This window comes from Streptomyces sp. SCSIO 30461 (assembly GCF_037023745.1).
Taxonomy (GTDB): domain Bacteria; phylum Actinomycetota; class Actinomycetes; order Streptomycetales; family Streptomycetaceae; genus Streptomyces.
The window spans coordinates 6,740,146-6,767,014 of record NZ_CP146101.1 but is presented as its reverse complement, the minus strand read 5'-3'; the positions used below and the strand labels follow the sequence as shown (position 1 = coordinate 6,767,014).

Here is a 26,869-nt window from a genome sequence, read left to right as displayed (position 1 = left end):
TCATGGGGCGGGCTACTGCGTGACGGTCGGGGCGATGGCGGCGAGGGTGCAGTCGTTGCCGGGGTGGCACTGCACGGCGAGGGTGACGGCGCGGTCCTCGGCGCCGCCCCCGCCGCCCTTCCACGCGATCTGCTGCTTGCCGTTGACGGTGACCGCGTAGATGTACGCCTCGGTGATCGCGGAGGGGTCCTCGGCCAGCGCCTGCTTGAACCCGCTCGGGTAGTGGCCCTCGGAAACGGTGGCGGTGGCGCGCTGGTCCTGGTCGGCCATGCGCGACCACAGCAGCGGGTCGGGTACCTGGGCGGCGAGGGAGTTCCAGTCGGTGTACTTGGTCTCGGTGGACATCCAGGCCCGCATGCCGGCGAGGTGCTGCTCGCGGCTGGTGGTGCGGGTGTCGTAGGACCACAGCATGAGGGCGGCGGCCTTGGCGAAGGCGACCGGCTCGGCGAGCGGCGGCGGCTTCGCCACCGGTCCCGCACCGGCGGCCGGGGACGGCCCCGCCTGCGTTGGGCCAGCACTCGCGCCCGCAGCGGGCGGATCCTTCACGGACGGGGCGTTGTGGTCGGCGCGGCCCGTGGAGAAGGCGACGGCCGCGGTCACGGCGATCAGTACAGCGATGACACCGGCGGCGAGGGCGATGCGCCGGTTGGCCGACCAGCCGACGCCGTGCCCGGGGAAGGAAGGGCGGCGAGCTCGTGTCACTGGACCTTGCCCCCCAGGCCGCTGAAGAAGGCGACGATGCCGTTGGCGGCGCCGAGGCCGAGCGCGGCGAACGCCGCTACCTGGGCGCCCTTCTTGCCGTTGGCTTCGGCCTGGTGGCCACCGGTGTGGTGGCCCCAGGCCCACACACCGAAGGAGACGGCAAGCGCGCCGACAACCGCCACGATGCCGAACAAGTTGATGCTGTTGACGACGGTCTTCAGGACACCGAGACCAGGCAGTCCGCCGCCGGCCGGGGTGATCCCTGGGTCATAGGCGAGGTAGGTGAGGTGCTCTGCGAGCGGTATGGAAATAGCGAAGACTCCTTGAAGGCAGGCCAGCAGGTCAGCGGTGGGAGGGCGAATAGGGGTAGAGATCGAGTCGGCTCAGCGCGCTATTGCGAGAAGGCGCGATGTGGCGCGTCGCGATCACAGGACGCGGCGCACGGCGACGATGTCCCAGTCCTTGAGGGGGCTGACGCGGACCGGTGTTCCTGTCCTTGGCGCCTCGATCGCGAGTCCCGCGCCGAGCGCGATCCCGACGTGTTCGGGACTTGCGGCGCTGCCACGGCTGAAGATCAGGTCACCGGGCTGGAGGCTCGCTGCGGAGACGGGTTTGCCTTCGTTGACCTGCGTATAGGTGGTGCGGGTGAGTGTGATCCCGGCATGCTTGTATGCCTGCTGGGTCAGTGAGCTGCAGTCACAGCGGCCCATCGGATCAGGCCCGCGTGGGTTGGTGCAGTTTCCGCCCCACTGGTACATGGTGCCGAGTTGGCCCATCGCCCAGACGATCGCCTTCCGAGCGCGAGGATCGGCGTCTGCCGGGATTGTGTATCCCTTGGGCATCTTGCCTGGCGGGATCCGCCCGAACGACGACCCGTCGCTGGCGACACCGCAGTCGCCAGTCGACGGCGACGCGTTCTCGCCGTCCTTGGCGGAGTCCCCACCGGGGAAGGTGGCGGCGATCGCTGTCTGCAGCGCGGACGCGAGCGGCTCCCACTGCGCGTACGCGTCGGGGTACCCGGACTTCTGCACGACCTGGGCGGCTTGGGTGACGGTCATCTGCTGCCACCCCCGCACGCCGAGCAGCGCTTTGTAGAACCGCTCGGACGCGTAGAGCGGGTCGCGGATCTGCTCCGGGGTGCCCCAGCCCTGGCTGGGACGCTGCTGGAACAGACCGAGCGAGTCGCGGTCACCGTAGTTCAGATTCCGCAGACGGGATTCCTGCAGGGCGGTGGCAAGCGCCACGACCTGCCCACGCCGGGGGACGTTGAGGCTGATGCCGGTGGCGACGATCGTCCTGGCGTGGGGGATCTGCTCGGCCGGCAGGTCAAGCCCCTCGACGCGGATCTTGGATGCGTCCGCACCGTCAAGAATCTTGGTGACCTGATCCGTGATCTTCCCGGTGTCCACGTCGGGCAGGCAGACCCCGGGACCACCGGCCCTCTGGGCGGCTTCGGCGGCACGGGCCATCATCATGGCCTGGCCGCTCAGGAGTATCGGGGAGACGAAGACGACGCCGATTGCGGCGGCGACCCCCTTCAACCGGCCTGCCTCACCAGTGGAATGCGGATTTCGGGCAGGGGCGGGTAGCGAATCGTCATAGAGCTGTCCTTCGGGATAGGTGTCCGGCCTGCCGCGCTAAGCAAGGGTGTGGGTGGAAGGGGCGCGGCGGCCGGTGGTGGGCGATGAGAAAGACGGCGTGCGGGGCGAGTTGCCGCTCGCTCCGCCATGGCCGGCGGTGGTACGTCGGGCACAGGGTGCCTGCGTGGCTCGGGCTGGTGGCCTGATGCACGAGGCGTGTTCCTGACGGTCCTAAAACGTTAGGCCCGGATCGCCGGTCGACCAAACAGTTCAGCCGGGACGGGTCAGTTCCCGACCCCTGTCGCATGGTCTCCTTGGACGACCGGCATTCCGCCTCTACAGTTTTGGGACTCTCGCTCTTCCCCTGTCCGAATGCGCCGCGGGCTTTCTGCATGCCCGGTGGGCGCCGAGGGGACTTCTCTGCGAGGGCTTCCTGCACCCTTCCCGAATCGGGGTACCTTTTTGCCTTATTCCCTGCATCAGGGCGACGCGCTCAGTGTTCTGTCGAACATGCCCGACAACTGCGTCGACTCCGTGATCACCGACCCGCCGTACAACTCCGGTGGCCGTACCGCGAAGGAACGCACTACCCGTACGGCGAAGCAGAAGTACACCTCCGCCGAAGCCACTCACGGTCTCGCAGATTTCGACGGCGAGAACATGGACCAGCGTTCCTACGGGTTCTGGCTCACCCAGATCATGACGCAAGCTCACCGGGTCACCAAGGTCGGCGGGACCGCACTCGTTTTCACTGACTGGCGGCAGCTTCCGATCACCACGGACGCGATCCAGGCCGCCGGATGGCTGTGGCGTGGTGTCCTGGCCTGGCACAAGCCGCAGGCCCGCCCGCAGAAGGGCCGGTTCACGCAGAATTGCGAGTTCATCATCTGGGCGTCCAACGGGCCCCTCGACGCGGCACGGAATCCGGTCTACCTCCCTGGCCTGTACTCCGCGTCCCAGCCGTCCGGCAAGGACCGTCAGCACATCACGCAGAAGCCGGTATCGGTCATGCGTGAGCTGGTGAAGATCTGCCCCCAGGACGGGACGGTCCTGGATTTCTGCGCGGGCTCCGGCTCCACCGGCGTCGCCGCGCTGCTGGAGGGCCGCGACTTCATCGGCGTGGAGAAGACCAAGCACTACGCCTCCATTGCCAAAAAGCGGCTACATCAGACGACGCAACAGATCCTGTCTCAGGACGACGTCATTCTCACCGCCTGACGACCGCGTCCCACCAGAGCGCCCGACGGCCGGTTTGCCGCCCGCCTGCGGTATGTGCCCGCCGCCAAGGTGCTCCATCCCCATACCCCCGGCCCCGAGGAGGCTCTCATTTCCCTGCCTGAAACCGAAGGAAGCGAAGAATCAGCGGCGTTGGAGCCGATCCGGGTTCCCGACGCGCACCTTGAGGGAATCGAGGCGAACGTTCGGCGTCTGATGGAGCAGTCTGCCCAGCAGGCCCAGCAGCTGGATCACCTGGCCGCCGCGCCCCCACCCGCACCGTCGTTGTCGCCTTTCTCGTCGTTCGGTGCGTCCGGTTTCGGTGGCCCGCCTCCCTCCGTGCCGCCGGAGCCGCGGCCGATCCTCGAACTGGAGGGGCCGGCGCTTGAGGACGAGCTCGACGCGCTGTCGGACTGGGTGGATGACTTCCTCCTGCCCGTGTACGGGGCGGAGGTCACGACGGCCGCGCCGTGGTGTCTGCGGTGGCAGGAGCACGACGACGTCGTCGCGTGGCTGCACTCCCTGTGGCTGGCCTACCTGCAGCACAAGGAACCGGATGCGGGGCTGGCCGGGATGGCGGTGTGGCACCGCGACTTCCTCACCCACACCGTCGCGGCGATCCGCGCGCCCGCAGGCCCCCTGTCGGCCTGTATGACCTCTCCCGACCGGCCGGCCCACCGGCTGCTGCCCGGCCCGCCGCCCTCGGCCCGCTCCGAGAAGCCCGACACCGACGACACCGACACGCCCGGCGAGGCTGAGGCTGAGGTGGTCGGGGTGTCGGAGCCGGCGCCGTGAGCGCGGGCAGGCCGCCCGGGTTCGGTCTCAGCTTCGACCCGCGGGCGCTGAGCGATCTCCTGCAGGCGCCGGGAGACATCCGCGACCTGGCACTCGCGCAGTTGCAGGACGTGGTGAGCGCGGATCTGTTCGGCAGCAAGCTGACCGGCGACCTGTCCGGCTACCGCAAGCTCGCCTTTGACTCCCGCCGCGCGTGGCGGATCGTCTACGCGCTGCGACCTGCACCCGCCACGTCGCCGCACACCAGCGAGATCCACGTCGTCGCGGTACGACCCCGGGCTCGCAACGACGTCTACGACGAGGTCGGCCGCCGCCTGGGCCTGCCGCGCCGACCGCTCAGCGCCCGCACCCACGCCGCCCGCTCCCGTTCCCCGCAACTGGAGACCAGGCCACCCGTGCCGAAGCCCGGGCCCGCCCGCACCCTTGGCCTGCCCGCCCCGCGCCCCACCCCGAGCACCGCTCACAGCCCCGTCCGATGAACCCGAGGAGCCGCCCGTTTGCCCGCTGAACCCGCACCACCGCGCCGGGTCCTGTCGTCCCTCGATCACCGTCTGGAAGCAGCCAGCAGCCAGCAGCCAGCAGCCAGCAGCCAGCGGCCAGCGGCCACGACGTCGACACCCTGTGGCGCCATCGGGACCTCGGCGTCCTGGACGAGGACCATGCCCGCGCGGTGGACCTGCACCGCGAGCTGGCCCGGGCGGAGACCGGTGTGACCTTCTACCGCAGCCTGCTGCACTGGCTCGCCAGCGGGGAGTTCCCCGTCGATGACGCGCTGTTCGACCGGATCGACCGCACCGTCGACCAGATGGAGGAAGCCGTCGAGGAGCGGGAGGCCGCCGAGCGGCGGTTGATCCGCGCGCTGGAGCTCCATGAGCACCTGCTGACCAACCGCCGGTCCGTGGCCACGGCATCCAAAACTCGCCTCCCCTACGCCGACTTACAGCGCCTGGAATCGGCCGGCCTTCTCACCCGGGACACCGACCACCCCCTGCACGCGGGCCAGCCGGTCACCCTGACCGACACGGGCCGGGCCGCACTCATGGCCCACCGACGCCGACCCCGCACCGCCCCGACCCCGCACCGCCCCGACCCCGCACCGCCCCACGCATGCTCTCGACCGGCATGGCCGATAGTCCCCCTCTCGTACACCGAGAGGACCCATGCGCACGGGCACACCACCGCCAGCCATTTCATAAGTGCCTTTCTGTGCAGCGCGTTTGACGGCTTGGGTGTCGGTGGGCGGCGGAATATAGACGACGATCGCCGGTTAGCCAAACCGGCGATTTCCCAGACCCTTATCGCAGACGCCGGGACCACACGTCCTGACGTCCTCCCCTGCATGTCCCCATTTCCTTACGGAGGTCATTTTCGTATGCGCTCAACCCGCATAGCTCTATCTGCCGCCGGGCTCGCGGCCCTCGCTTCGCCGCTGTTGTCGGCTCCTGCCGCGAGCGCGGCCATCACTCCCACCGCCGTGACCGCTGTGGCCGCCGTACCTGCTGTGGACTGCGATTACCTGCCGCCGCTGCCGTACGCGGTCCATACGAAGGTCGTGAACATCCGCTCCAAGGCCACGACGAAGTCGACCGCGGTCGGCCTGCTCTACGACAGCCACACGTTCACCGTGCACAAGAAGAGCGGGAACTGGCTCTACATCACGGACCGGACCACCGGCGTGAAGGGCTGGGTTTCCGGGACCTACGTGTACCGCGACGTCCGAATGTGCCTCGACTGATCGCACTGAATTCCCAACCCGCCTACCAGGTCAAGGAATTCACCTCGCCAACGCCCGGATCTTGTTCCGAAAGGCCGGGCAAGCCGCGCTCTTTTTGACGAACCAAGGAGGTCTCCTTGCTTGACGACCACGCCGACACGACGACGGATGTCGTGGGTGTGCTCGCCGACCGGATCGCAGCACACTTCGGGATGGGCATGGATGAGCTGAAGGCCGCGGTGTCCGCAGCCCCGCACGCCGATCCTGAGGCCACCGAGCTCGTCCGGTGGCATGGGCTGCTGGCGGCATCCGAGGCGGCGCTCGACCGCGCGGAGGACGCCCTCGTCGCCGCGCTGGAGACACGCCCGAGCGAGGTGGATGACCCCACGATGGACTTGGCCCACCGCGTCAACGCGGCGGTCGCCACACGTGACGGACGGGCCATGGTGATCCGGTTCCTCCTCGACCCGAACGCTCCGGGGAAGAAGGGCTTCGCCGCCGAACAACTCGCGCGCTTCGGCCCGCGTAGGGGACCGGCCCCGCAGACCAGTGCCCCGAGCCGACCCGCGACCATGCCGACGACACCGCAGGTGGGAAGGGCGGTGCGGCGATGAGCACCGGCCACCGGCCCAGCACCATGGACGACCACCTGACCGCGGTCTTCGCGGCCTCCCTCGCCGAGCTGTATGAGGCGGCCATGAGCCCGGATGTCTCACCCGCGCTCACCCGGGGACTGGAGCTGCGTTCCTTCCTGGCCCTGGCCGAGGCACAGGTGGTCCGCGTCCGCGACCGCGTGCACGCCGCGATGTCACCCGAGGGCGACCTGGGGGACTTGTCGGCGGACAAGCTCCGCTTCGACGCGCAGTGGCTGGACGCGGCACTCGACGCGCGCGACAGCTACCGCGCCGCCCTCGGCGAGCTGCTGCGCACCATGCCGCCGACCCGCCTCCGCCGGCCGGTCCCGGTCGCGCAGGCGCGTCTGGCCACTACCGGGCCTACGGCCGTTCCGGCACCTCCGCGTGCCGGGACGGCCCGAGCCCGCCACCCGTGAAAGCCAGCGATTGCACCCGACTTCCACCGAGATAGCTGCACGGATAGAGGAGTTGTACGGCGCTCCGCTCGCCGAACTCCACGCCTGGGCCCAGGACCATCCGCCCGGGATGCTCGCAGCCCTCCTCGCCATGCACGAGAGTCTCGCCGACGCTGAGCGCAGCATCACCTTCCACCGCGAACGCCTCGCCCAACTGATCCATCCCGAACGGAAGATCACCGGCTTCGAGGTGTCCCACCTCCTCGACGGTACGCGTCGTCTCGCCGAGGCCGTCGCCGTCCGCGACACCCAGTCCGTCTCCACGGCCGCGGTTGTTCACAGCCTCGCCCCGAGCCGTCCTCGGCCCGCGGAACCCGTGCCCGATCCCCTCACACCACCTGTCGCGCGCTCCGCGACGCCCAGCGCTGCCCCGAGCCGCTGAACCCCCCACTGCTAGGAGTTTTCTGCCTTGGCTGCTACAGGACTGCCCCCTGCCACGGATACGGACGTCGCCCGCGTCACCGAGGCGCTCAGCATGATCACCCCGAGCTGGAACGTCCGGATCCTGCTGGCCCTTTCGGACGGGCCGCTGCGCTACTCGCAGATCGCGGACCGCCTCTCCTGGATCCACCCCGGCCAGCTCCACCCGAAAGTGCGACTGCTGTGCCACGCAGGGCTGGCCGAGCGCACCGAGCACGCTTCGCGGCACGTCACGTACGGGCTCACCGAGCGGGGTCGGCAGCTCCTGCCCGCGCTGCCGGCCCTCGCCTCGTGGGCCGGAGAGTTCCTGGAACAGCCGGACACACCGCTGTCCCCGGTGGAGCAGATCGAGGACAGCCTCGCCCTGATCAGCCGACGCCAGACCCCGGCGATCCTGTGGGCGCTGAAAGCACGCGAGGAAGCGACCGCGCGCGGGCTGGCCCGACTCGCCATGCCGACTGTGTTGTGGACGGGCATCTACCCGCAGTTGCGGCAGTTGGTCGACGACGGACTGGTGAACAGCGCCGGCATGGGCCAGCCCTACCGGCTGACCCATGCCGGCCACCGTCTGGGCGGCTTCTTCGCGGGCCTGTCGGCCTGGGCCGCCGGACGCCCACCGGCCCACGCCGCCACCCACCCCGTGTGGGGAAACCCCGACCGGGTGACCCCCGCGCCGTCTCCGACGTGGCTCCGTACCCCCACCCGGCGTCCCGCCCCCACCACGGCACCGCCACCGCCCCAGTCCACATATCGCCCGGCGTGGCGAAACGCCGCGCTGTTCTCCCACACGCACGCAGCCCGACCGCACGCCGCCCTTCCGATGGGAGCCCCGAGCCGATGACCACCACCCCCCTCCCGCACACCCAGGCCCAGCCCGCCACGCGCGTGTTGTCGACTGTGGCGCTGATCCGTCTGATCACCGAGATCGACGACCACGGCGCCATCCCGGCACGCGGCATGTCCGCCACGTTCCCCGACCTCTCACGCCACGCGTTGCGCCAGGCCGTCACCCGGGCACAGACCCTCGGCCTGATCGTGCGCTCCCCGCACGGCATCGGGCTCACCGACACCGGACGCGACCTCGCCGACCTGTACGACACGATCGCCCGCTGGGCACGACGCCACCACTACCCCGCGCCCAGCGGCACGTTCACCGACCGGATCCGCCACACCCTGCGACTGATATCCGAGCCCACCGCACACGGCGACGCCCAAGACGGCGTCGTCGTGACGGGCAACACACGGCTGGACGTGCACGAGCCGCAGGAGGCGCTGGCCCGGTGGATCGCCGTCCACGAGCGGCAGCTGTACCAGTCGGACTGCGAGCTCGCCGCGTGACACGACATGCCGCTGTACGGCCCGCACCGCCCCTGGTCCCGACCCTGGTACGGAGCGTCTACCTGCCGCGTGCCGCGGACGCGGCGGCGTTCGCCATGGCCACCTACGGCATCCCCCTGCTGGTGCTGGCCACGACCGGCTCCGCGACCCTGACCGGGCTCGCGTTCGCGCTGGAGTGGACACCGCGCCTGGCCGCGTTCGCCGTGGCCGGCGCGCTCGTCGACCGGATCGGCACCGCACGTGTGACCCGGTGGGCGAGCCTGGCCCGGGCCGTCGTCGTTGTCGCTGCGGCCGGTCTCCTGTCCCAGCAGACCGGCTCGGCGGCGATCGTGACGGTCATGGCGCTCGCCGCCTTGACGGGCGTGCTCAGCGAGTTCTCCTATATCGCCGTGGAGACGGCGGGCAGCGACGCCAGCCGCCGGGCGGGCAACCGCGCCCACCGGGTGCAGTCGGTCCTGCTCGGCATCGACCAGAGCGCCACCCTCACCGGCCCCGCCGCCGCAGGGCTGCTCCTGCAGCACAGCGGACCGTACGGGATGCTGCTCGTCCTCGCGGCCTGCTCCATCCTGGCCGCCGCGCTCGCCCCCGGGCAGCAGCATCAGCCGACCGGCCTGCTGCCGGTGGCCGCGGGGCTGCGCACCGGATGGTCCACCCTGCGCTCGCTGCCCGCCCTCGCCTGGCTGGTGACCGGCCTGGTCGTCTCCAACATATCGATCGGGCTGCTGCAGGCCGCCACACCGGTCATCGTCGTCAGCGAGTTCGGGCACACCACCGCGCAGGCCGGACTCATCTGGTCAGCGGCGGCCGGAGCGTCCCTCCTCGCGGTCACCGCCGCGCGCCTCGCCATCGACCGGTACGGGCTGTGGCCCGTCGGCGCCGCCTTCGCCCTGCTGGCGACCGGCGCGGCCCTGGCCGTCGCCCACGCCCACACCTACTACGCATACATGCTGCTCATCGCCGCATTAATGGCCGGCGAGGGCGGACTGACCGTGGTCCTGCGCACCCTGCGCTCCCACCTCATCCCACCCCAGGTGTTCGGCGCCACCCTGGCGCTGACGATCCTCCTCCTCACCCTGCCCTTCCCCCTCGCCGGACTCCTCGTCGCCGCCGTCACCCCAGGCCAACTCGGCACGGTCATCACCGCCGCCGCCGTCCTACAGGCCCTTGGTCTGCTCACCGTCTTCGCCCGGCTGCGCACCCTCCCCATCGCGCACCCCCGCCCTGCCTGACCACACAGGAGCCCCGCCATGTCCTTGTCCACCGCACCCCACCGGATCACCGGACCCGGACACCCCGATCGCGACCTCGCTGACCCGATCAGCGCCCAGTTCCACAACTTCGACGCACGCCACCCGTGGATCTACCGGCTGCTGGAGCGCCTCGTCGCCGAACGCGTCGCCAGCGGCGCCCAACGCGTCGGCATGAAAGCCCTGTTCGAAGCACTCCGCTGGAGCCGCCCCTACGGCGTGAAGGGCCTCAACAACAACTACACCGCCCTGTACGCGCGCAAGCTCCTCACGGACCACCCGGAATGGGCCCCAGTGATCGAACTCCGCCGCAGGCGCAAGCCCTGACCCGCCCCCCTATCCATCACCATGGACCACCGGACCTCGCTTGCCTCCTCATCTCCACCCCGACCACGACACACCCGTAATCGACGGGGACGTCTACGTCCGGCCGCGCCACCTCGCCCGCGCGACCGGCACCGGCGACCCCGCCCTTGCCCCACTCACAGCACTCGGCTGGAGCCTGCGCCACGATGACCTCGGCAACGCCTACGTGCACGCGCCCGACGACCGGGTCCGTCTCGGCTTCCTCCCCGAAGGCGAAGACGACGGCCTCTGGCGCATCAACGCCTACAAGGACCCCTTCGCCCCCCCGACGTGGGGTGTCTGCTTCAACGACAGCGTCCCCACCGAATTCGTCACCGCGTTCACCACCGCGCTCGCCACGGCGTACGAGCAGGGACCGGACGCCTACCTCGCACGACCCGACCCGAGAGTCCCCGACCGGGATCCCTTTCGCGCCGTCGCCCCGCTCACTGACCGCGGCTGGCTCTTCGCCCGCCCCGACCCAGACGTGTTCTCCATCCAGTCACCCGACAAGCTCGCCTCACTGGACCACACCGTCGGCCCGCTCTCCCTGGACGACGAGCTGAACACCCGCGAAGCCCGCTGGCACCTATGGGCCGGCACCTCCATCAACCGACCCCTCTGGTACGCCACGGCTAGCACCGACACCCCCGTCGCCCTGATCACCGCCGTCACCGAGTGCGTCGCCGACCCGGCGCCGCTTGCCCGATGGCGCGAAGCCACATTCAGCTACGCCGCCGGCATGGCACACCTCACCCCCATCGAACCGGACCGCCCATCGGCCCCGACACCCCTAGATGTCCAGCGCGCCGTCTCCCTGCGCCCCACGCCCCCACGCGTGACTGCCAGCGTGCCGCGCTGGAGCACCACCACCAGCCGCCCCGCCCCCTCCCGCCGATAGCCGACTCGAAGGGCCCACTTGTCCCTCCACGCACCCGAGTTCTTCGCCGAACTCTGCCTTCCCTTCACCGAGAGCACGGTGGTCGGCAACACCTACTACGCCACCCCGAACCACGGCGGAGTGCTGCGCCTGCGTATCGACTTCACAGAGACGATCCACGCGTACACCTACGGCGGCATCCGACTCACTGTGGTCCACAGCGACCGAGGCAACCTCGACGCGGTGGCCCTTAGCTTCGCTGACCACGGCACCTTCCACCGCCGCGACGAAGCCCAGAACACCTCGCGCAACTCCTCCGGCTACGCCACCTTCACCACCCGCTACTGCCGTCCCGGCGAGTTGCCCTGGCAGGGCGCGGTCGTCACCGGGCTGCGGGACGCCATCGAGCAGTACACGGCTGTCTGGTTCCCCGGCGCCTGGAACGCCGCCGCCCCAGCCAGGTCAGCGGGCCGCACTGCCTCCCAAGCCCCCGCACCACCGGCCACCCAACGCACCGGCACACGAACCCGGTAACCCCTGGGCACTCCACGTGCGCGTCCCGTCCCCTTTCTTCCCCTCAGGAGTTCCTTCTTGCGTATCCGCGCCGCTCGTCGCCTTCCCGCCGCTATAGCTGTCACCGCGACCGTGACCGGCACCCTCGTCTGGGCGCCGACCGCTACCGCCCAGCCGACCGAACCCACCCCCGCCGCGAGTGCGGCCGATGCCGGCACCGTCACCATCCTCAAGAAGGACCCCGCAGGCGACGTCCTCGGCGGAGCCACCTTCACCCTTTACGACGCCACCGGCACCGAAGCGGCCATGGGCAGGACTGACACGACCGGGAAGCTCGCCTTCACCGGCCTCGCGCCCGGCATCTACCGGTTGAAGGAGGTCTCCAGCGGCAGCCCCTTGCATGACACCGTCGCCGACCAGGACGTCATCGTCACCCCAGGCGCCGACACACCTCTGACCATCACCGACCCGTTCAAGCCCGCCCAAGTCCTCCTGCAGGCCAAGGACGACAAGACCGGCAAGCTCCTGCCCGGTGCCACGGTGAACATTGGAACCGGCACCGAGAACCTCCTCACTCTCACCACCGGCCCTGACGGCACCGCGACCGCCAAGCTCCCCGTCACCAGCCGCACCGGCACCGACTTCTGGGCCAAGCAGGCCAAGGCGCCAGCCGGATACGACCTCTACCAGGGGCAGACCCGGTTCAAGGCCAAGCCCGCCGACAAGGTCACCGTGACGGTCACCAACGCCAAGACCTCCACCCCGCCGCCGAGCCCCGACCCGTCCGACAAGCCGACCACCGAACCGACCACCGAGCCGACTCCGCAGGCCCCGGACAGCGACAGCTCCACCGACCCGTCGACGGCTCCGTCCCACGATCCGCAGGACGACGCGACCGCGTCGAGCACCCCTGCCCCGGCACCGAGCGGCTCCCTCGCCCGTACCGGCGCCGACACCACACCATGGCTCCTCGGTGGAGCGGGACTGCTCCTCGCCGCAGGCGGCACAGCGGCGATAGCGGCACGCCGACACCGAAACGACACTCCCACCGACGACACCGACGAGAGCTGACCCGCTCCCCGCACTGAACCCGGCCCCTGGAATCCCCGCGATTCCAGGGGTTTTCGCATGCTCCCGGCACGGCGTCCGGGGAGTGGCGGGAGAAGGCGGCAGGGCACGTCGGGCACCAGCAGCGGCAGCTCCCGAGGGCGGCGTGCGCCGATATTCGGCCCGCGGCCCGACTTCGGCGAGCAGGTCTTCCACAGTGGGCAAGGGTCAGTGCTCTGACATCCAACCGAGTCGTTTGACAGTGAACCTAGTCGTGCGAGGTGAGCACGCTCCTGCGTGCAGGGGCGCTACCTGCGATGCTGGATCGTTTAGGACGCCGAGCGCCGAAATCCTCAGGCGATCTGGTCCGGGGCTGTCGGGTTAAGGACGAAGGGCGTAATCGCTGCAGCGGTGAGCGGGGAAGACAAGTACGCTCCGAAGGTGTGGAAGTCGATACGGCCCATCGGAATGTCGGCGTGCTGGTCAACGGGGAATCGGTCGCCGAGCCGATGAGGAATCGCCACCAGGTCACCTGTGTCGGCGAGGTTCACCCAGTAGCGGACTCCGGCAGGTCGGGCACCCCGATCGGCGATTGGCGCAGGCACCAGGTGATCGAAAATCCCGCCCGGCAGGCCAAGGGGGGATCCCAAGGTCACGAAGCAGTCCACGGTCAGTTCCGGGTGAGCATGGAGAGCCTCGTACGCGACAACGGAGCCGAGGGAGTGCGCCAGCACCACGCGGGGCTGCACTCGTCGGATCGACTCGGCCACGGTGGATCGGGCGGCAGCCCGTACCTGCGGAACGTGGAGGTAGCGGCGGGCCTCGCCCGCCAGTTGGACGGCGAGCCGAATGACTGTCCCGATGGGGATTTTGCGGCGTTGGGAAAGCCAGGACAGGACCTGCCGCAGTGGTGCGGTAATCAGTCCCTGCCGTTCCTGGAGGGTGGGTGAACCTAGGGCCAGCGCCCAGGCGATGACTACGGACTGTTCTCGTTCGTCGAGGGCAAGTACGTCCGGCACTGCAGCCTGCCGCTCGGCGGCGTGGGTGTGGTGAGCGTAGTACGCGGCGTTCAGGGAAGGGAGTCGGTGGTCGCCCAGTCCGGCGGCCGTGAACCCCTGCTGAAGTTTGAGCTGCCACTGCTCTGCCAGTTGAGTGGCCGCCTGCTCTGGCGATCGGCCACTCAGGTGGTTGCCGATGCCGTGCACTGCGAGGATCGTCACTGCTCTGGTCCTTCCTCCGAGTGGCAATGAACGGAGTACGCCGGGAATCGCCACGGGCCGCCGGTGGTCACGCCGTCGACCTTGCTGATCTCGTAGTCGTGTGCCTCCAGCCGCACGACCTCATAGCCGCGCGGCGTCAGTACGTGGACGAGAGCATCGTGGAGTTCGTTCGTCGTCGCAGTGATGGGGCGGGCGTAGATCAGGCCGAAGGAGGGCGGCAGCCCTCTCTCCCATTCGTCGACTGTGTACAACTCCCATCCGTCTGCGCGGGCATCGCCGCATAGCAGTTCGCCCGGCAACCAAGCCAGGACGTGGGTGACCTGGACGGTCGGCCTCGTCGGGCGGAGTGCCGACGCTTCTGCGGGGCAGGCCCAGCCGAGGGCCGTGACGTGGCCAGCTTTGCTGCCTACCAGGACGCCGCTCTCGTAGGGGGCGATTGTGTGGACTCGATCCGGCACCGAGGCCGGATGTCCGAGTGGGTCTCCGGTTTCGACATCCCATGCCTGGATCTCCGCCTTGCTGACAGCGGTCACGAGTACCGGCCTGCCGTTTACTTGGCTGACAGCCATCAGCTGAGGGCTGGCCACGGCGACAGAGCCCACGAGTGAGGCCGTCGCAAGGTCCCAGATCCGCACCTGATCGCCGTTCGACGATTGCTCGGCAGCGAACAGCCGCCCACCTTGTATCGCGATCGCTCCGATCCGGTCCAGCGTGATCGTTTGCCGCAGGGTGCTGTCAGCCAGGGACCAGAGACAGACCGTGCGTTCGTCGTGGACGCTGATCAGGAGAGACTCGCCGCCGACGTCGCCCGCGATCAGCTCCGTGACCGGCCCCTCCACGTCGGCGAGGGCGTGGGAGAGTGACTCCTTGTTCGTGTCCCACACATGGATACTGCCGTCGGCAGCGCCGACCACGGCCCACACCGAATCGCCGTGCGGCACAGCGGCCAACGCGGTGGCCGGGGCGGGGAGGCGGACTGTCGATTCCAGGGCATCCTCACGGACATTCCAGGTGTCGAGGTCGTTCTCCGTGTTCACCGTGACGACGTAGGACCCGTCGCCAGCTGTGACGGTGGCGGCATGGCTGAGCTTGCCCAGGTCGGTCAGTCTGTGATCCTCGGCGCCAGTCTTCAGGTCCCAAGCCTTGATCTCACCAAACGCGAGTTCGGCGCTGAGGGCGAGCTCCGAGCCGCCGAGCCGGATGGTGCCGAGGACTGCGGCGGGGTGCCAGTGGTTCTGGCCGTGACCGAACGCCGGGCAAACGTCGAGGTCCCACACCCGCATGTTGCCGTCGCGATGGGCGGTCAGCGCGAGCCGAAAGCGGTCGACATGACGGATGTCTGCGAGTGCCAACCCGCGGTCTTTGGGCCCCGTGATGACGTGGACGGTCTCACCGTTCCGCCTTACCGCACACATGCCGGGGTGGTAGGCGATGAGCGAGAATAGCGGGGTTCGCGTGTCCGTGGGTTGGATCCGTACCTCCTGGAGCGGTCCCTCCGAGGAGATGGTGACGGGCCGCTCTTCCAGATTCCGCAGCACCCTCGGCTCATGTCCCTGGGGTTGGGCGGAAACGTAGTGGAAGGCGAGGGAGCCGTCCGTGGACTCCACGCCGAGCAACGAACCGATGGCGGCGTCCCCGGCTTCGACGGTGTCGAGGAGCCTGCCGAATGACTCGTCTAGGAGGCCGACTAGGCTGATCTCGCCACTGACTCGACCGACTGCAAGGGCCGTTTCGTCGCCGCTGCCAACGACTGTCAGGGCTGAAACCCTCGCGCCGTCAAGGCATGTGTCGGCGACGAGCGCACCCGTTGCGAGGTCGTACAGCAGGAGAGCGTTTTGGTCAGTCACCGAGGCGATGACTGCCCGCTCATCCAGATCCACGATCGCCATTTGGGTGATGGCGCCCTTGTCCGTCCTCGAAGCCGAGAAGTACTGGACCGCGCTGTCAGGGCTCGGTGTGATGTCCCACGCTTGGAGGGAGCCATCGGTGCCGCCGAACACGGCGAGGAGCCGTCGATCGACGGCTCCCAGGGCGAGGGCTGACACGGTGGCGCCCAACTCGTCCGCGCCGATGACGTACAGCAGGGACTCCTCAGGCAAGCCCGTGCTCCAGTACGTGCGGAGCGGGGCCCCTTCGTCGTGGAGGCGGCGTGCGAGCCCGGCCGCCTGGTAGGTCACGAGGCTCTGCTGAAGCTTGGCACGTCGAGTCTCTAGCGGTATGCGCTGGCCGAAGAGGCTGCCGAGATCGAAGCGGCCGAATGCCTTCCGGTACGCGGCTCCGGCTCGCCGCGCTGTGGGGGTCTTCGTCCTGTGGACTGCCTCCCAGATGCCAGCGTGGTCGGCGCGGACGAGGTACTCCGGGTCAAGGAAGAGCTGGTCGACCGCAGATCCGCCCGGAACAGCGACGGCATGCTCCATGAGATGTCGCAGCAGATACGGTGCGGCGAGGTCCCACCGAGGCCCTTCAGCGGCCCACCGCCCGGGGACGGCCGACAATAGCTCGTGAAAAAGCGTCTCGGCGAGCCCGTCGAGTTCGGCCCCGGCGTCACGGAAGTGCTCGGTGATCGTCTCGTGGAAGAACCGGTAGAGCTGACGTCCGTCCGAGTCGATGTTCGTCCGCAGATAGAAGCGGGCAGTAGCCAGCTTCTCACGGGCCTCGCCTGGGGGCAGCGGGCGGAGATCCTTACCTGCGGCCATGGCGGCAGCGGTGGCTGCTGCGGCCACAAGCTCCAGCGGCATACCCTGACCGCGCGCCTGTGCCAGCCCCACCATCAAGTGCCGCATCCACGGGTCGCCGTCCAGCACGGTCCGCAGGTGCAGTTCGAGCAGGAGCGGCAGGTTCTGCGGCAGTTGAGCGACCGCCTCCTCGGGAGTCAAGGGTGCACCGGTTCGCAGGAATTCGGCGAAGAGTGCTGCGACAAGGAAGGTGCTGCGATCGGGGCTATGGGCGATTTCGGTGGCGACCGCACGGGCTACGGACTCACGAAGGGCCTGGTCGTTGTAACCGGACCCGCTGTCCAGGATGTCGGCGATGTAGGTCGTGAGGTCGTCCGCGAGGTCCTCGATATCAGAGGAGGTGTCCAGGTCGAGCACCATCGCGTGGGCACCGGGCACCTCGCAGAACCGGTGGCCGTCCGCCTGCGGCGGGCGCATTCCCACGAGCGCCCGGAAGGCGGGGTGGCCGTCAGAGCGGAGTGTGCGCAGGAGCTCGGGGAGCAGATTGCGGGCGATGCGATCGCTCTCTAGGGCTTCGTCAATGGCATCGATGATGAGTACCACCGGTTCCGGCAGGTCCTGGGCGATGCGTTTGAGCTTGTCCAGAGCTTGCTCACTGCTAGCAACTGCCGACTTTGCGTCCTCAGAAGACAGCTGAACCATGATCGACGCGATCACCTCGTCCGTGCTCCGGTGCCGGGCATGGACCGCGACAAGAGTCGGGTACCGACGCTCCGGGCGGTACTGAGCACGAATGCGGCCAACCAGCCCGGTACTCAGCTCGGCGAGCTGGTTGTGCGACAGGAAGACCGTCACCCCCAGCAGCGCAGACTTTCCTGCCCCGGGGCTTCCGGTCACCAGCAACAGGGGTTCGTCGCTCGCCAACCAGGAGCGAATCTGGGTGAGCTCACGTGTCCGCCCAGTGAAGAGACAACCCATCAACGCAACAGCGTCGTCGTCTAGGCGGCCGGACGCCCGGGTGATGAAGTGCACTGGGTCCAGACCCGGGTCGAACTCAGCGGCCAGTTCCCGAACTGCAAACCGGAGTCGGCTCCGAAAACGCTGCCAGCCGTCAGTGCTAAACGCCGGGTTGACGAAGAACTCCGGTACCGCCAACGAGGCGGCTCGGCGCGGCGAGTGCACCACAGTTTGCGGATACCCTTCGCCGAGACAGACCAGCTCCCGCGCGATCTCGTCGGCGACAGCCTCCACGGGCACGTGGGACAGAGTCGGAGAGATATCCCAGTGCCCCAAGCGGAGCCGCTCCAGCGCCTGGGCTGTGGCCTTGGTGAACCGTGCATCGAAGGCGCTCTCGTCCGCCGTGCAGGCCGCAATCACCCAGGTCTTTCGATCGCCCTCGGGAACATCCTGGAACAGCTGGTAGTCCGTCGCGGCCCCTGCACCGCAAACATCGAGCAGGAATAGGACGGAAGATTGGTCGGAGCCGTGCTCGACCTCGTTCAGCCATCGGCCGACATCGATCGCAGACTCCGGAAGGTCGGTCAGACGGCTGTCGTGCACGGGCAGGTACAAGATCCGGCCACGAGAGACTCCGTGACCGGCAAAGTGAACGATACGCGGCCGGCCTGCTGAGTCGTTCCGCAGCTGCCGCCAGTTCTCCCTAACGCTGACCCAGTCCGCGTCGATCAACGGCTCACTGACGTTCAGCCCGTCGAAGTGTGAAAGCACCTCGGCGAGTTCACGCACCTGCGGTTCAACCGACGGCAGCGGAAGCAACCCCTCCGGCGTAGGGCTCCACTCGCCGTCGACCACGTTCTCAAAGGTCCCAACCCCGAGCAGAAGTGCTCGAACCATCATCCCCCCGTGCCCGTACGCTTCGGTCACCAGGCTATCGGGATCGAGGCTGGTCATCCCTCACGACTAGATTCACTGTCAGAAAAGCCCAGACGACTGCGTTCGCTGTCAAACGCCTCGATTGGATGACGAAGGACAGTTCGCCTGGGGCAGACAGGAAAGAGCCGGGAATGACTGGCCAACCATTGCAGGGTCATGTCAACGTAGACAGTCTTCCCTAAACTGCCAGGTCAGAGAGGTGATGACCATGACCGTGGCTCCGTCGAGCCCCGGATTTGCCACCACTGTCGAAGCCCTCAGGCTCCGCGACTGGCAACTCGGTCCCGGCCAGCACACGCTGGTGACCGACCAGTTCACCGCCCAGGACTTCCACCTGGTCGTGGACGACCGTGCGGATGTCCACATCAGCTCGAAGGATGGGCGCTTCTACCTGGGATGGTTCCCTGATGGGCGTCCCGGTACGAAGGGTGAGGGGTGGAAGATCGCCGTCACCGGCACGGCGAGCGTCCCCGGCTACAGCATCGCGTTCGACACGGAGACGCCGGCTGACATCGTCGCCGCCGCAGTGGCACGAGTGCTGGAGACCTCACCGCATCTGTGAAACGGATACCCATCCGCAGGCAGTGCTCATTCTCGGAGTCCTTTGGAGGCGCCCCTGAACCCCGAATTCCCACTCGATGCTTCCTCCCCGGCCGGCTCTCTGGCCGCGTACTGGGTCGGGCCCCGGCACCTGGCCGGCGACGACGGATGCCTCTACGACGCCGTCGCCGACACCCTCACCGGACTCGGCTGGAGCAGCCTGGCCATCATCCGCGGCCGACGCGAGCCCGACCAAGCGGAGGAGGACCGGCAGGTCCTGCGCAGTACCGTCCTCCACATCAGCCCCGACACCCTCCGGTGGGCCCAATGGACCCTCCCCGACGAGCCGTTCCACCTCGGTGACCTGCCCATCGCCTGGCAGTTCTCCGCCCGCGCGGACACGCGCAGCCCACTTGCCGGATGGTCGGCATACTTCACCTTCGGCGTCCCCGGCGAGGCCGTCTCCGACTTCGCCCATGCCCTCGACGCCCACGACGCTCCGACCGTGGTCCGCACCGGCCCCGAGTGCGTGATCGATGCGGTAGCTGCTCACGGCTGGTATCGCGATGCCGATCAGCCGAACGCACAGGCGGCGGATCCTACCTTCACCGCATGCGTCAGCCTGGGCGAGGTACCCCCGCTCATCCAGGACGCGGACCCGCGCGTCCTGACCCTCCAGCCGGACGATGAGGGGCCCCTCGGATGGCAGGCGTGGGTAGAACCCGTCATGGGCGCCCCGTGCCTGTGGGCGGCATCCTTCAGCGCGAGCGTCCCGCACGACATCATCGCCGCCTTCGCCCACTCCCTCAGCTCCACCGCACCCGTCCTGCGCCGGGTACTCCCGGACAGCACCAGGGACCGGCTCCTTCAGGCCCCGGCATCCTGAAGCACCGACGACCGGCGTGTAGGCGCCGGTCGTCGGTGATGTGTTCGCCGGATGACGTATTGGCGGATCAGGCTTCGGTGCGGTTGAGGGTGTTGCCGATGCGGCGTGGTGCGGCGAGGGCGCCGTAGGCCGCGCTGAGGGCGAGGGTCAGGGCGAATACGGTGGCGATGGCTGTCCAGTCCATCACTACCGCGATGTTCCCGGGCCAGTTCCGTGCGGCTGTCAGGCCCCAGCCGGCGGCGATGCCGAGGACGGCCGCGAGGGCGGCGATGGTGAGCGACTGCCAGATGACGATCCCGCGCAGGGTGCGGGGCGACAGACCGACGCGGTGCAGGCGGACGAGGTCGGGTCGGAGCTCGGTCGCGGATGCGGTCATGGTGATGCCGAGGACGGTCACGACGGCGGCGAGAGCGAGGCCGAGCAGGAGGTACCACAGGAAGGGTGGGGTGAGTTCGGGGCCGGTCTCGATGCGGACGTCGGACATGACGACGTCGACCGGTTCCAGGGCTTTGACGAGGCGTTCTTCCAGGTCGGGCACGGGGTTGGTGGGGGCGGCGATGACCGAGTAGTCGACGGTCTTCGCGCCGAGGGCGTGTGCGGTCTCGGTGCTGACGTAGGCGGCGGCGCGGGTGAGTGTTGTGGCGTCGACGGGATCGGAGAGCACGGCACCGGTGACGTCGCGGGTGGCCGGCGGCGCGGTGTCGGCGTCGAGCGATGTCGGCCTGGACAGTGTGATCCGGTCGCCCTTGAGGTATTCGGGGGCCATAACCAGGATGCGGCCGTCTTCGAGTGCCGCGCGTTCCTGGGTGGACCAGGTCCGGCCGGTGAGTACCTTGAAGGTCTCCTCGTCGTCGACGACTTCGATCTGCCGCCGGTCGCCGGACTCGTCGCCTGCCTGGGACATGATGTTCCAGGGAGGCGTCAGAGCAGGGGTGACGGAGGCTTTGAGGAGCTGGTCGTCGACCGGGTAGGTGCCTCTGGCGATGGGTGTGCCTTCGGGGAAGACGGTGGCGAGGGCCTTCTCGACGGCGGCGGGGTCGCTGCCCGCGAAGAGCAGGGCTTCGACCTGGTCGAGGTGGCGGCTGCCGACGTAGGTGGCGCGTCCATGGGCGGTGAGGCTGGACAGGGTGCCGAGGATACCGATGGTGACGGCGAGCGCGACGGATCCGATGACGATCGCCGCGACCGGCCGGCGGGGGTCACGGGCGAACGCGCGCAGGGCGATACGAGCGCCCAGGGTGCCGTCGGCAAGGCGGGCCAGTCCGCCCAGGACATCCCCGATACGGGTGAGTGCCGCTGCGGCCAGGCACACGATGGCCGTGACGGCGGCGACGGCCGAGACGGTCTCGTCGTCGGAGAAGGCCACCGCGAGGGCGATCCCGAGCGCGCCGAGGCCGCAGAGTACCGGTGCCCACAGATGAGCTCGCTTGCTCTGGCGGGGTGTGGTGCGGGCACGCTCGCGGGCGGGTAGCCCGGCGGGGTACCGCGACGTGAGCACAGCGGCCAGCGCCGCCACCGCGACCGACAGGACGACGGTCAGCAGACCCCCCAGGAGCAGCGCGTCGTAGGGGGCGGTGTCCTTGTGGGTGAAGCGCGGCAGGAGCGGACGTGCGGCCAGGCTGAGCAGACTCCCGGCGAGCCAGCCGGCGGGAGCGGCGAGGGCTCCGGCCCACAGCGCCCCGAAGACGGCGGCGTACCGCAGGTGGCGGTCCGGTACACCGAGGCCGGCGAGGATCGCGAACTCGGCGCGGGTGCGTCGCATGCGCAGGGCGAACGCCCCGGCGGCGATGACTCCGAGGATGACGATTCCGGGCGCGAGCAGTAGTGCGGGTTCCCGTTCGATCATCGTCCGCGAGGCAGCGATGCCCGAGCGGGTCTCGATCATCATCCCCTTCTCCATGACGAGGCTTTGCGCGGTATCCACCTGAGCTCCGTCCCCGGCAAGGAGGAGACCGTAGCCCGAGGGCATGTCGTTGGTGGTGTCCGCCCCTGTCTTCGGCCAGGCCCTGAGCTGCCCGGGGGCGGCGAGGTAGTCGTAGGAGGCGTGGGACTGCGGGCTCTCGACCAGGCCCACGATCCGCGCCGGTGCGTCACGCTTCCACCGGTAGGGCAGACTGCCACCCAGGCCGAGACCGTGCGCGTCGGCGAGGGCCCTGCTCACCGCGATCTCGCCCAGCTTCGCAGGGAAGCGCCCCTGCAGCAGCCGGTACCGGCCCTGCACCAGGGGGGAGGACCAGTCGGTGTCCACGTACCGCACGCCGACCGTGCGGTCGTTGACCCACACGGGGAACTCGGTGTTGTCATCGATCGGAAGCAGAGTGATCCCCGGTACGCGCTTCCGCAGCTCCTCCCCGACCTTCGCCGTCGACGCGGGGTCGGTGAGCGAGATCAGCCCGTCGGCGCGGCCCAGCGTGCTGGTGGCACGCTGCTCCGCCGAAGGGGCGACTGAGGCGAACAGCCCCGCCGCGAGAGTCGCGAGCAGCACCGGCAGCGCCAGCAGCACAAGGAGCCCGACACGTCTGGTACCGCGGCCGACCACCGTGCGCCTGCCCACCACATGCAGATACCCCGCCTTCACGCCACGCCCCCCTCAGCGGACTCAGCGGACTCGGCGGCGTCGAAGGAGAGCAGCGTGCCGTCGTGAAGGACCGCGACCTGGTCGGCGTGGGACAGATTCGCCGGGTTGTGGGTGCTGAGAACGACGGTGACGCCTTCGTCGCGCAACTGCGCCAGCACTCCCATGATCTCCGCGCCGGTCTTGGAGTCGAGCGACCCGGTGGGCTCGTCCGCCAGAACGAGAGTGCGGCGGCCGACGATGGCGCGGGCGATGGCGGCGCGCTGCTGCTGCCCGCCGGAGACCTCGGCGGGGAAGCGTTGCTCCAGACCCGTGAGGCCGACGCGGGCCATCGCCTCGCATGCCGCCGTGGTCGCGTCATTGCGGGCGGTGCCGGTGGCCTCCAGTGGAAGGCGCACGTTCTCCAGCAGAGTGAGGTCGGCGAGCAGGCTGAAGTCCTGATGGACGAACCCGATCTCCCTCAGCCGCAGCGCGGCCAACTCCGCCTGACCGCACGTGTGCACGGGGTGGCCCAGCACCTCAAGGGTGCCGGAGTCGACCCGTTCCAAGCCGGCGATCAGATGGAGCAGGGTGCTCTTGCCTGAGCCGCTGGGACCGGTCAGGGCGGTCAACGTGCCTGCGGGAAGCGTCAGCGAGACGTCCCGCAGCGCGGCCACGCTCTGCTTGCCCATAGCAAACGTCTTACCGAGCCGGGTGGCGGTGATCGCCACGTTCTCGCTCATGTGAATGGTTGTTCCTCTTCTACGAGAGTGGGGCGGCCGGTATCCGGCCGCCCCACGGTTCACCTCACCCGCCCGACGTCAGCACGAGGAGGCTGAGCTGAGCTTCCGCGTTGAACTGGCCTCGTCGGAGTCCTGGAAGCTGAAGCTGTGATTGCCCGAGGTGCTGTGCATGCACACACGACGCCCTGCATAGTTGGCGTCCGTGTACCAGGCAGCATCCTTGGTGGAATTGTTGTAGTACGAGTCCGCCTGGTCGTTGAAGCCGTACGAGCTCAGGTGGGTAATTCCGGTGGTGGTGCCGGACAGGGTGACCTGGCCGCCTCTGTAGTCGTCATCCCGGTACAGACAGACGGCGCCACTTGCCGTGCACCCCGCCGGTGCTGCACTGGCGATGCCCGTCCCACCGACAATCAGCGCCGCACCGATGAGCGCCGCCCCCACCAAGTTTCGCTTCATTATGAGTCCCCTCCATTAAGCGGAGCCATGGCCTCCGCCTACACGGATCGGGGCATGGAAACACGCAAAGGCACGCAAGCGCCTCCCCCCGAGCCGCATTTCAACCGCCACCGAACCTACATGCATGAGTCACGGAAGCACTACTCTCAGTTGTGTAGAGGTGTCTCAAAAGCATGGTGATCTTGTGGGATGCCTGGTCACGGCGATGTGACGAGCGGAGTGGGGATCGTGACGGAAGCAACGAAGCTCCGGTTGGTGACGGACGACCTTCCCCGTCGCCGTACGCAACCGGAGCTTCGATGTGCCGTCAATCTTCGAGTGTCTGCTTGGTCAAGTCGCCGTCACGTCAGCACCGTGCGCTGCCGTCGCTGCCCGTGCTGCCCGATCCGCGCCGTAGCTCGCTGCAGCGGTCCGGTACTACCTCGTCCGGCGACGGGGGCGTTGCCGCTCGGTGTCTGCCCCAAGCGACGGCCCGACATCCCTGCCGCTGGGCGTGGGATGGCCAGTTGTATCTGCCGGAAGGCTGGCAGCTCGACGCAGCCGCCACATGAGGACGTCACTGACGGATTCGGCGGTATCCAGTTCACGGTGCCCGGCGGCATCGGCGAGCAAGACCGCAGGATCCTGCCCGGCAGCTTCCGCGTCGGTGAGGGTGGCGGCGAGGGCATACCAACCGGGCTCGGCGAGGATCTCCTCGGCCAGTCCTGGCAGTGCCTCGCGCAGCAGCACCGCCTGTCGCTGCAGCAGGGGGCGGCTCAGCCGCTGGCCGCGCTGGTGGAGCGCGCGGAGGGGTTCTGCGGCGGCCGTGTGGTAGGCGGCGCGCAGATGTTCGGCGGCGGCGCGTGCGGCGGCTGCCTGCTGGTGGTGTTTCTTCTTGGCGTGCCAGTGCGCGGCGGCGGTGATGAGGAAGAAGATCATGTCGATCGCCATCGCGGTCATCGCGGCGTCCTCTCCGCGACCGAGGGCCGGGCCGCTGTGGACGAGGTCCCGGGCGGCCTGCCGAAGGGCCCGGTCATGGCCGCGCTCGGCACGGACGTGGGAGCGTGAGGCCCGCTCGAATGCCCAGGCAGCTTCACGCAGTTCCCGGCGCGTATGGGCTGCGGAGGTTTTCGCAAGCGCATCCAGTACCTCGCCGGTCGCTGCGATGTAGGCGGCGGCGACCGCATCGTCAGCGTGCTCGAGGACCAGGACTCCCTGCCACGCGACAGAGGCCACGCGGCGACGCGCAGCGGACGGCCCACTGGCCTTGGCCTGCGTGCCAGCGCCCTGGGGAGGGGGGTTGGCGGACCAGCGTTCCCGGATCCGTGGCAGCGACAGGTCCGGTGCCAGGCGCGCCCCGGGGTAGTACACCTGCTCGCCATCCTTGTTGAGGTCATCGGGCAGGGCGACCTTGTATCCGAGCAGGTCCCCGGAGGGGGCGGCCCGCTTGCGGATCAGCAGGCCGGCGGCGGCCAGCCGCTCGAAGAACTCTTCTTCGCCCTGGGCTCCGGCAACCGCGCGCCGTACCGTCTCGCGCAGTTCCTCACGAGCGGTCCGCTCCCGCCCTTGGCGCTCTGCCTTGTGGCGCTCGGCGCTCGTAGGCCGCTGGGCGGCAGTGCCGTCCCCCGGGGCGACCTGATGCAGGCCGAGTTCCTTCTCGATGAGGCGGCATTCGGCCTGGGCACGGCTGCCGGAGCGCCAGTCGTCGGGTCGGCTGCCGTCCTCGCAGACGAGGGTGGCGACGATGTGGATGTGGTCATCGGCGTGGCGTACGGCAGCCCAGCGGCAGCCGGGCTTGCCGTCGCCGGGGTCGATACCGGTCGCGGCCACGACCCGGCGGGCGATCTCACCCCATTCCTCGTCGCTCAGGATCCGGTCGTTCGCGGTGGCGCGGACGGAGGTATGCCACACGTGCTTGGCGGGACGGGCGTGCTTCGGCAGTACCATGACGGGCTGGTCGAGGAGCTGCTGGAGATCCCCCAGGGTGGCGTTCGGGGCGCGGCCGGGGTCGGGGGACATACCGTCGAACGAGGCGATGAGGTGCGGGTCGATGTGTTCTTCGCGTTTGCCCGGGCCGTAGAGGTATTTGAGCAGGCCGATGGTGCGCGAGCCGGACTTGTTGACGCTGGGGATCATGCGGTGCGCTGGTCGATGAGCTGAGTGGTTGCGGCGTGGACGGACTCGGCCGCCCGTCGTACGGCGGCGATGGCCGTGTCGAGTTGGGGTGCGTCGGCACCGGAGTTGAGCGCCTTGACGGCTTGGTTGAGGTTGCTTCCGGCCCAGCCGAGCCTGCGTCGGCTCTCGAACAGGGCAGTGATCACTTCGCGTTCGTCGGCGATCTCAGTACGGGTGCGGTCGAGATCGCGGGCGGCGGCGAGCGCGGAGCGGGCGAGGAACCCGGCGACGGACAGGTTGCATCGGGCGGCGGCGGACTTGATCACAGCGAACTCATCATCGTTGAAACGCGTGTTGGGCTGACGCAGACGCTTCTTTGCGGGCGGCTGGCGCGGACGCTGACGGGCACGGGACGCGCGCTCACGGCGGCTGGCGCGGGTGGTCGGCTTCTCCTCCTGTCCCGGCTTCGATCCGCCCTCGGTCGAAGCCTCCCGGACCTGCGCCCCCCGGTGCAGGTCCTCTCCCGCCCCCTCTGGGGCGGGAGTGTCGGAAGCTACGCTTCCGACCCAACTTGCTCGCGCTGAGACCGAGTTGATGTCGGGCAGAGATGTCGAAGTGTTGCGGTGTGCGGTCGACTCTGTCATCGGAATGCGGGCCTCATGGTGCGTAGTCGGTACGGGATGGTGCCGGTCACGGTGATTGGATCGGCCGGGGTTGTCCGGCGTGTGCCGGGCGAGCCGTCGGTCGGCCGGTGCGAGGACGGCCGTGCGCGGGGACGGGGATCAAGACCTCCGCCCACGCGTCGGCTTCGGCGGCGAGAGTGGTCGAATGCGGGGGATGCGCGTCCATGCGGCCCCCTGTCGAGACGGGGCCGGTGGCCCGGCACCTTGCCGGGCCACCCGGTCACATCAGGGAGTTGACC

The 26,869-nt window shown here is 69.0% G+C and carries 27 protein-coding genes; 16 read left to right on the top strand and 11 right to left on the bottom strand.

Annotated elements, in window-relative coordinates; translation table 11 throughout:
- Positions 1 to 12: 12 nt before the first annotated feature.
- The 3 genes from V1460_RS30380 to V1460_RS30370 form a co-directional block, all read right to left on the bottom strand.
- On the bottom strand, positions 13 to 702 hold the full coding sequence (locus V1460_RS30380) for a hypothetical protein (RefSeq protein ID WP_338676796.1): 690 nt from the start codon (positions 700 to 702) through the stop codon (positions 13 to 15).
- Complete coding sequence (locus V1460_RS30375) at positions 699 to 1,013, bottom strand: hypothetical protein (protein WP_338678267.1); 315 nt, start codon at positions 1,011 to 1,013, stop codon at positions 699 to 701. Before V1460_RS30375 ends, V1460_RS30380 begins: the two co-directional genes overlap by 4 nt.
- Positions 1,014 to 1,127: 114 nt before the next feature.
- Positions 1,128 to 2,243: an NlpC/P60 family protein gene (locus V1460_RS30370; protein WP_338676795.1), complete on the bottom strand. Its 1,116-nt coding sequence runs from the start codon at positions 2,241 to 2,243 to the stop codon at positions 1,128 to 1,130.
- 501 nt (positions 2,244 to 2,744) lie between these two features.
- Here V1460_RS30370 and V1460_RS30365 point away from each other — a divergent pair.
- The 3 genes from V1460_RS30365 to V1460_RS30355 all read left to right on the top strand — a co-directional run bounded on the left by V1460_RS30365 (position 2,745) and on the right by V1460_RS30355 (position 4,771).
- Positions 2,745 to 3,500: a site-specific DNA-methyltransferase gene (locus V1460_RS30365; protein WP_338676794.1), complete on the top strand. Its 756-nt coding sequence runs from the start codon at positions 2,745 to 2,747 to the stop codon at positions 3,498 to 3,500.
- Between the two features lie 213 nt (positions 3,501 to 3,713).
- Entirely contained in the window at positions 3,714 to 4,292 is a 579-nt protein-coding gene (locus V1460_RS30360) for a DUF4913 domain-containing protein (protein WP_338676793.1), read from the top strand.
- A complete protein-coding gene (locus V1460_RS30355; RefSeq protein ID WP_338676792.1) occupies positions 4,289 to 4,771 on the top strand; it encodes a hypothetical protein in 483 nt (160 codons plus the stop codon). Before V1460_RS30360 ends, V1460_RS30355 begins: the two co-directional genes overlap by 4 nt.
- A gap of 65 nt (positions 4,772 to 4,836) precedes the next feature.
- Here V1460_RS30355 and V1460_RS30350 read toward each other — a convergent pair whose 3' ends face one another.
- The gene (locus V1460_RS30350) at positions 4,837 to 5,163 is read right to left on the bottom strand and encodes a hypothetical protein (protein WP_338676791.1); all 327 of its coding nucleotides are present in this window, start codon (positions 5,161 to 5,163) and stop codon (positions 4,837 to 4,839) included.
- 501 nt (positions 5,164 to 5,664) lie between these two features.
- Between V1460_RS30350 and V1460_RS30345 the strand changes: the two genes are divergently transcribed.
- The 11 genes from V1460_RS30345 (at position 5,665) to V1460_RS30295 (ending at position 12,910) form a co-directional block, all read left to right on the top strand.
- Positions 5,665 to 6,027: an SH3 domain-containing protein gene (locus V1460_RS30345; RefSeq protein WP_338676790.1), complete on the top strand. Its 363-nt coding sequence runs from the start codon at positions 5,665 to 5,667 to the stop codon at positions 6,025 to 6,027.
- 116 nt (positions 6,028 to 6,143) lie between these two features.
- Complete coding sequence (locus tag V1460_RS30340) at positions 6,144 to 6,620, top strand: hypothetical protein (protein ID WP_407077554.1); 477 nt, start codon at positions 6,144 to 6,146, stop codon at positions 6,618 to 6,620.
- Complete coding sequence (locus tag V1460_RS30335; RefSeq protein WP_338676789.1) at positions 6,617 to 7,057, top strand: hypothetical protein; 441 nt, start codon at positions 6,617 to 6,619, stop codon at positions 7,055 to 7,057. The genes V1460_RS30340 and V1460_RS30335 overlap by 4 nt, the downstream gene beginning before the upstream one ends.
- Before the next feature lie 10 nt (positions 7,058 to 7,067).
- On the top strand, positions 7,068 to 7,478 hold the full coding sequence (locus tag V1460_RS30330) for a hypothetical protein (RefSeq protein WP_338676788.1): 411 nt from the start codon (positions 7,068 to 7,070) through the stop codon (positions 7,476 to 7,478).
- Positions 7,479 to 7,505: 27 nt separating this feature from the next.
- On the top strand, positions 7,506 to 8,357 hold the full coding sequence (locus V1460_RS30325; protein ID WP_338676787.1) for a helix-turn-helix domain-containing protein: 852 nt from the start codon (positions 7,506 to 7,508) through the stop codon (positions 8,355 to 8,357).
- Entirely contained in the window at positions 8,354 to 8,854 is a 501-nt protein-coding gene (locus tag V1460_RS30320; RefSeq protein WP_338676786.1) for a regulator, read from the top strand. Before V1460_RS30325 ends, V1460_RS30320 begins: the two co-directional genes overlap by 4 nt.
- A complete protein-coding gene (locus tag V1460_RS30315; protein ID WP_338676785.1) occupies positions 8,851 to 10,083 on the top strand; it encodes an MFS transporter in 1,233 nt (410 codons plus the stop codon). The genes V1460_RS30320 and V1460_RS30315 overlap by 4 nt, the downstream gene beginning before the upstream one ends.
- 18 nt (positions 10,084 to 10,101) lie before the next feature.
- A complete protein-coding gene (locus V1460_RS30310; protein ID WP_338676784.1) occupies positions 10,102 to 10,428 on the top strand; it encodes a hypothetical protein in 327 nt (108 codons plus the stop codon).
- 40 nt (positions 10,429 to 10,468) lie between these two features.
- The gene (locus tag V1460_RS30305; RefSeq protein WP_338676783.1) at positions 10,469 to 11,347 is read left to right on the top strand and encodes a DUF317 domain-containing protein; all 879 of its coding nucleotides are present in this window, start codon (positions 10,469 to 10,471) and stop codon (positions 11,345 to 11,347) included.
- A gap of 18 nt (positions 11,348 to 11,365) precedes the next feature.
- Complete coding sequence (locus V1460_RS30300) at positions 11,366 to 11,860, top strand: hypothetical protein (protein WP_338676782.1); 495 nt, start codon at positions 11,366 to 11,368, stop codon at positions 11,858 to 11,860.
- Between the two features lie 57 nt (positions 11,861 to 11,917).
- Positions 11,918 to 12,910: a SpaA isopeptide-forming pilin-related protein gene (locus V1460_RS30295; protein WP_338676781.1), complete on the top strand. Its 993-nt coding sequence runs from the start codon at positions 11,918 to 11,920 to the stop codon at positions 12,908 to 12,910.
- 329 nt (positions 12,911 to 13,239) lie between these two features.
- Here the strand turns inward: V1460_RS30295 and V1460_RS30290 are convergent, their stop codons facing one another.
- Together V1460_RS30290 and V1460_RS30285 are read right to left on the bottom strand one after the other, a co-directional pair.
- Positions 13,240 to 14,106: a serine peptidase gene (locus tag V1460_RS30290; RefSeq protein ID WP_338676780.1), complete on the bottom strand. Its 867-nt coding sequence runs from the start codon at positions 14,104 to 14,106 to the stop codon at positions 13,240 to 13,242.
- Positions 14,103 to 18,341, bottom strand: a complete 4,239-nt coding sequence (locus tag V1460_RS30285) for an AAA family ATPase (protein ID WP_338676779.1) — start codon at positions 18,339 to 18,341, stop codon at positions 14,103 to 14,105. Before V1460_RS30285 ends, V1460_RS30290 begins: the two co-directional genes overlap by 4 nt.
- A 541-nt stretch (positions 18,342 to 18,882) precedes the next feature.
- Here V1460_RS30285 and V1460_RS30280 point away from each other — a divergent pair.
- Together V1460_RS30280 and V1460_RS30275 are read left to right on the top strand one after the other, a co-directional pair.
- A complete protein-coding gene (locus V1460_RS30280; RefSeq protein WP_338676778.1) occupies positions 18,883 to 19,236 on the top strand; it encodes a DUF317 domain-containing protein in 354 nt (117 codons plus the stop codon).
- A gap of 42 nt (positions 19,237 to 19,278) precedes the next feature.
- The gene (locus V1460_RS30275; protein WP_338676777.1) at positions 19,279 to 20,100 is read left to right on the top strand and encodes a DUF317 domain-containing protein; all 822 of its coding nucleotides are present in this window, start codon (positions 19,279 to 19,281) and stop codon (positions 20,098 to 20,100) included.
- Positions 20,101 to 20,167: 67 nt separating this feature from the next.
- Here the strand turns inward: V1460_RS30275 and V1460_RS30270 are convergent, their stop codons facing one another.
- The 5 genes from V1460_RS30270 to V1460_RS30250 form a co-directional block, all read right to left on the bottom strand.
- Complete coding sequence (locus V1460_RS30270; protein WP_338676776.1) at positions 20,168 to 22,678, bottom strand: ABC transporter permease; 2,511 nt, start codon at positions 22,676 to 22,678, stop codon at positions 20,168 to 20,170.
- A complete protein-coding gene (locus V1460_RS30265) occupies positions 22,675 to 23,397 on the bottom strand; it encodes an ABC transporter ATP-binding protein (RefSeq protein WP_338676775.1) in 723 nt (240 codons plus the stop codon). The genes V1460_RS30270 and V1460_RS30265 overlap by 4 nt, the downstream gene beginning before the upstream one ends.
- A gap of 78 nt (positions 23,398 to 23,475) precedes the next feature.
- Entirely contained in the window at positions 23,476 to 23,853 is a 378-nt protein-coding gene (locus V1460_RS30260; RefSeq protein WP_338676774.1) for a peptidase inhibitor family I36 protein, read from the bottom strand.
- A gap of 417 nt (positions 23,854 to 24,270) precedes the next feature.
- The gene (locus V1460_RS30255; protein WP_338676773.1) at positions 24,271 to 25,968 is read right to left on the bottom strand and encodes a relaxase/mobilization nuclease domain-containing protein; all 1,698 of its coding nucleotides are present in this window, start codon (positions 25,966 to 25,968) and stop codon (positions 24,271 to 24,273) included.
- Complete coding sequence (locus V1460_RS30250; RefSeq protein WP_338676772.1) at positions 25,965 to 26,273, bottom strand: mobilization protein; 309 nt, start codon at positions 26,271 to 26,273, stop codon at positions 25,965 to 25,967. The genes V1460_RS30255 and V1460_RS30250 overlap by 4 nt, the downstream gene beginning before the upstream one ends.
- Positions 26,274 to 26,869 lie beyond the last annotated feature (596 nt).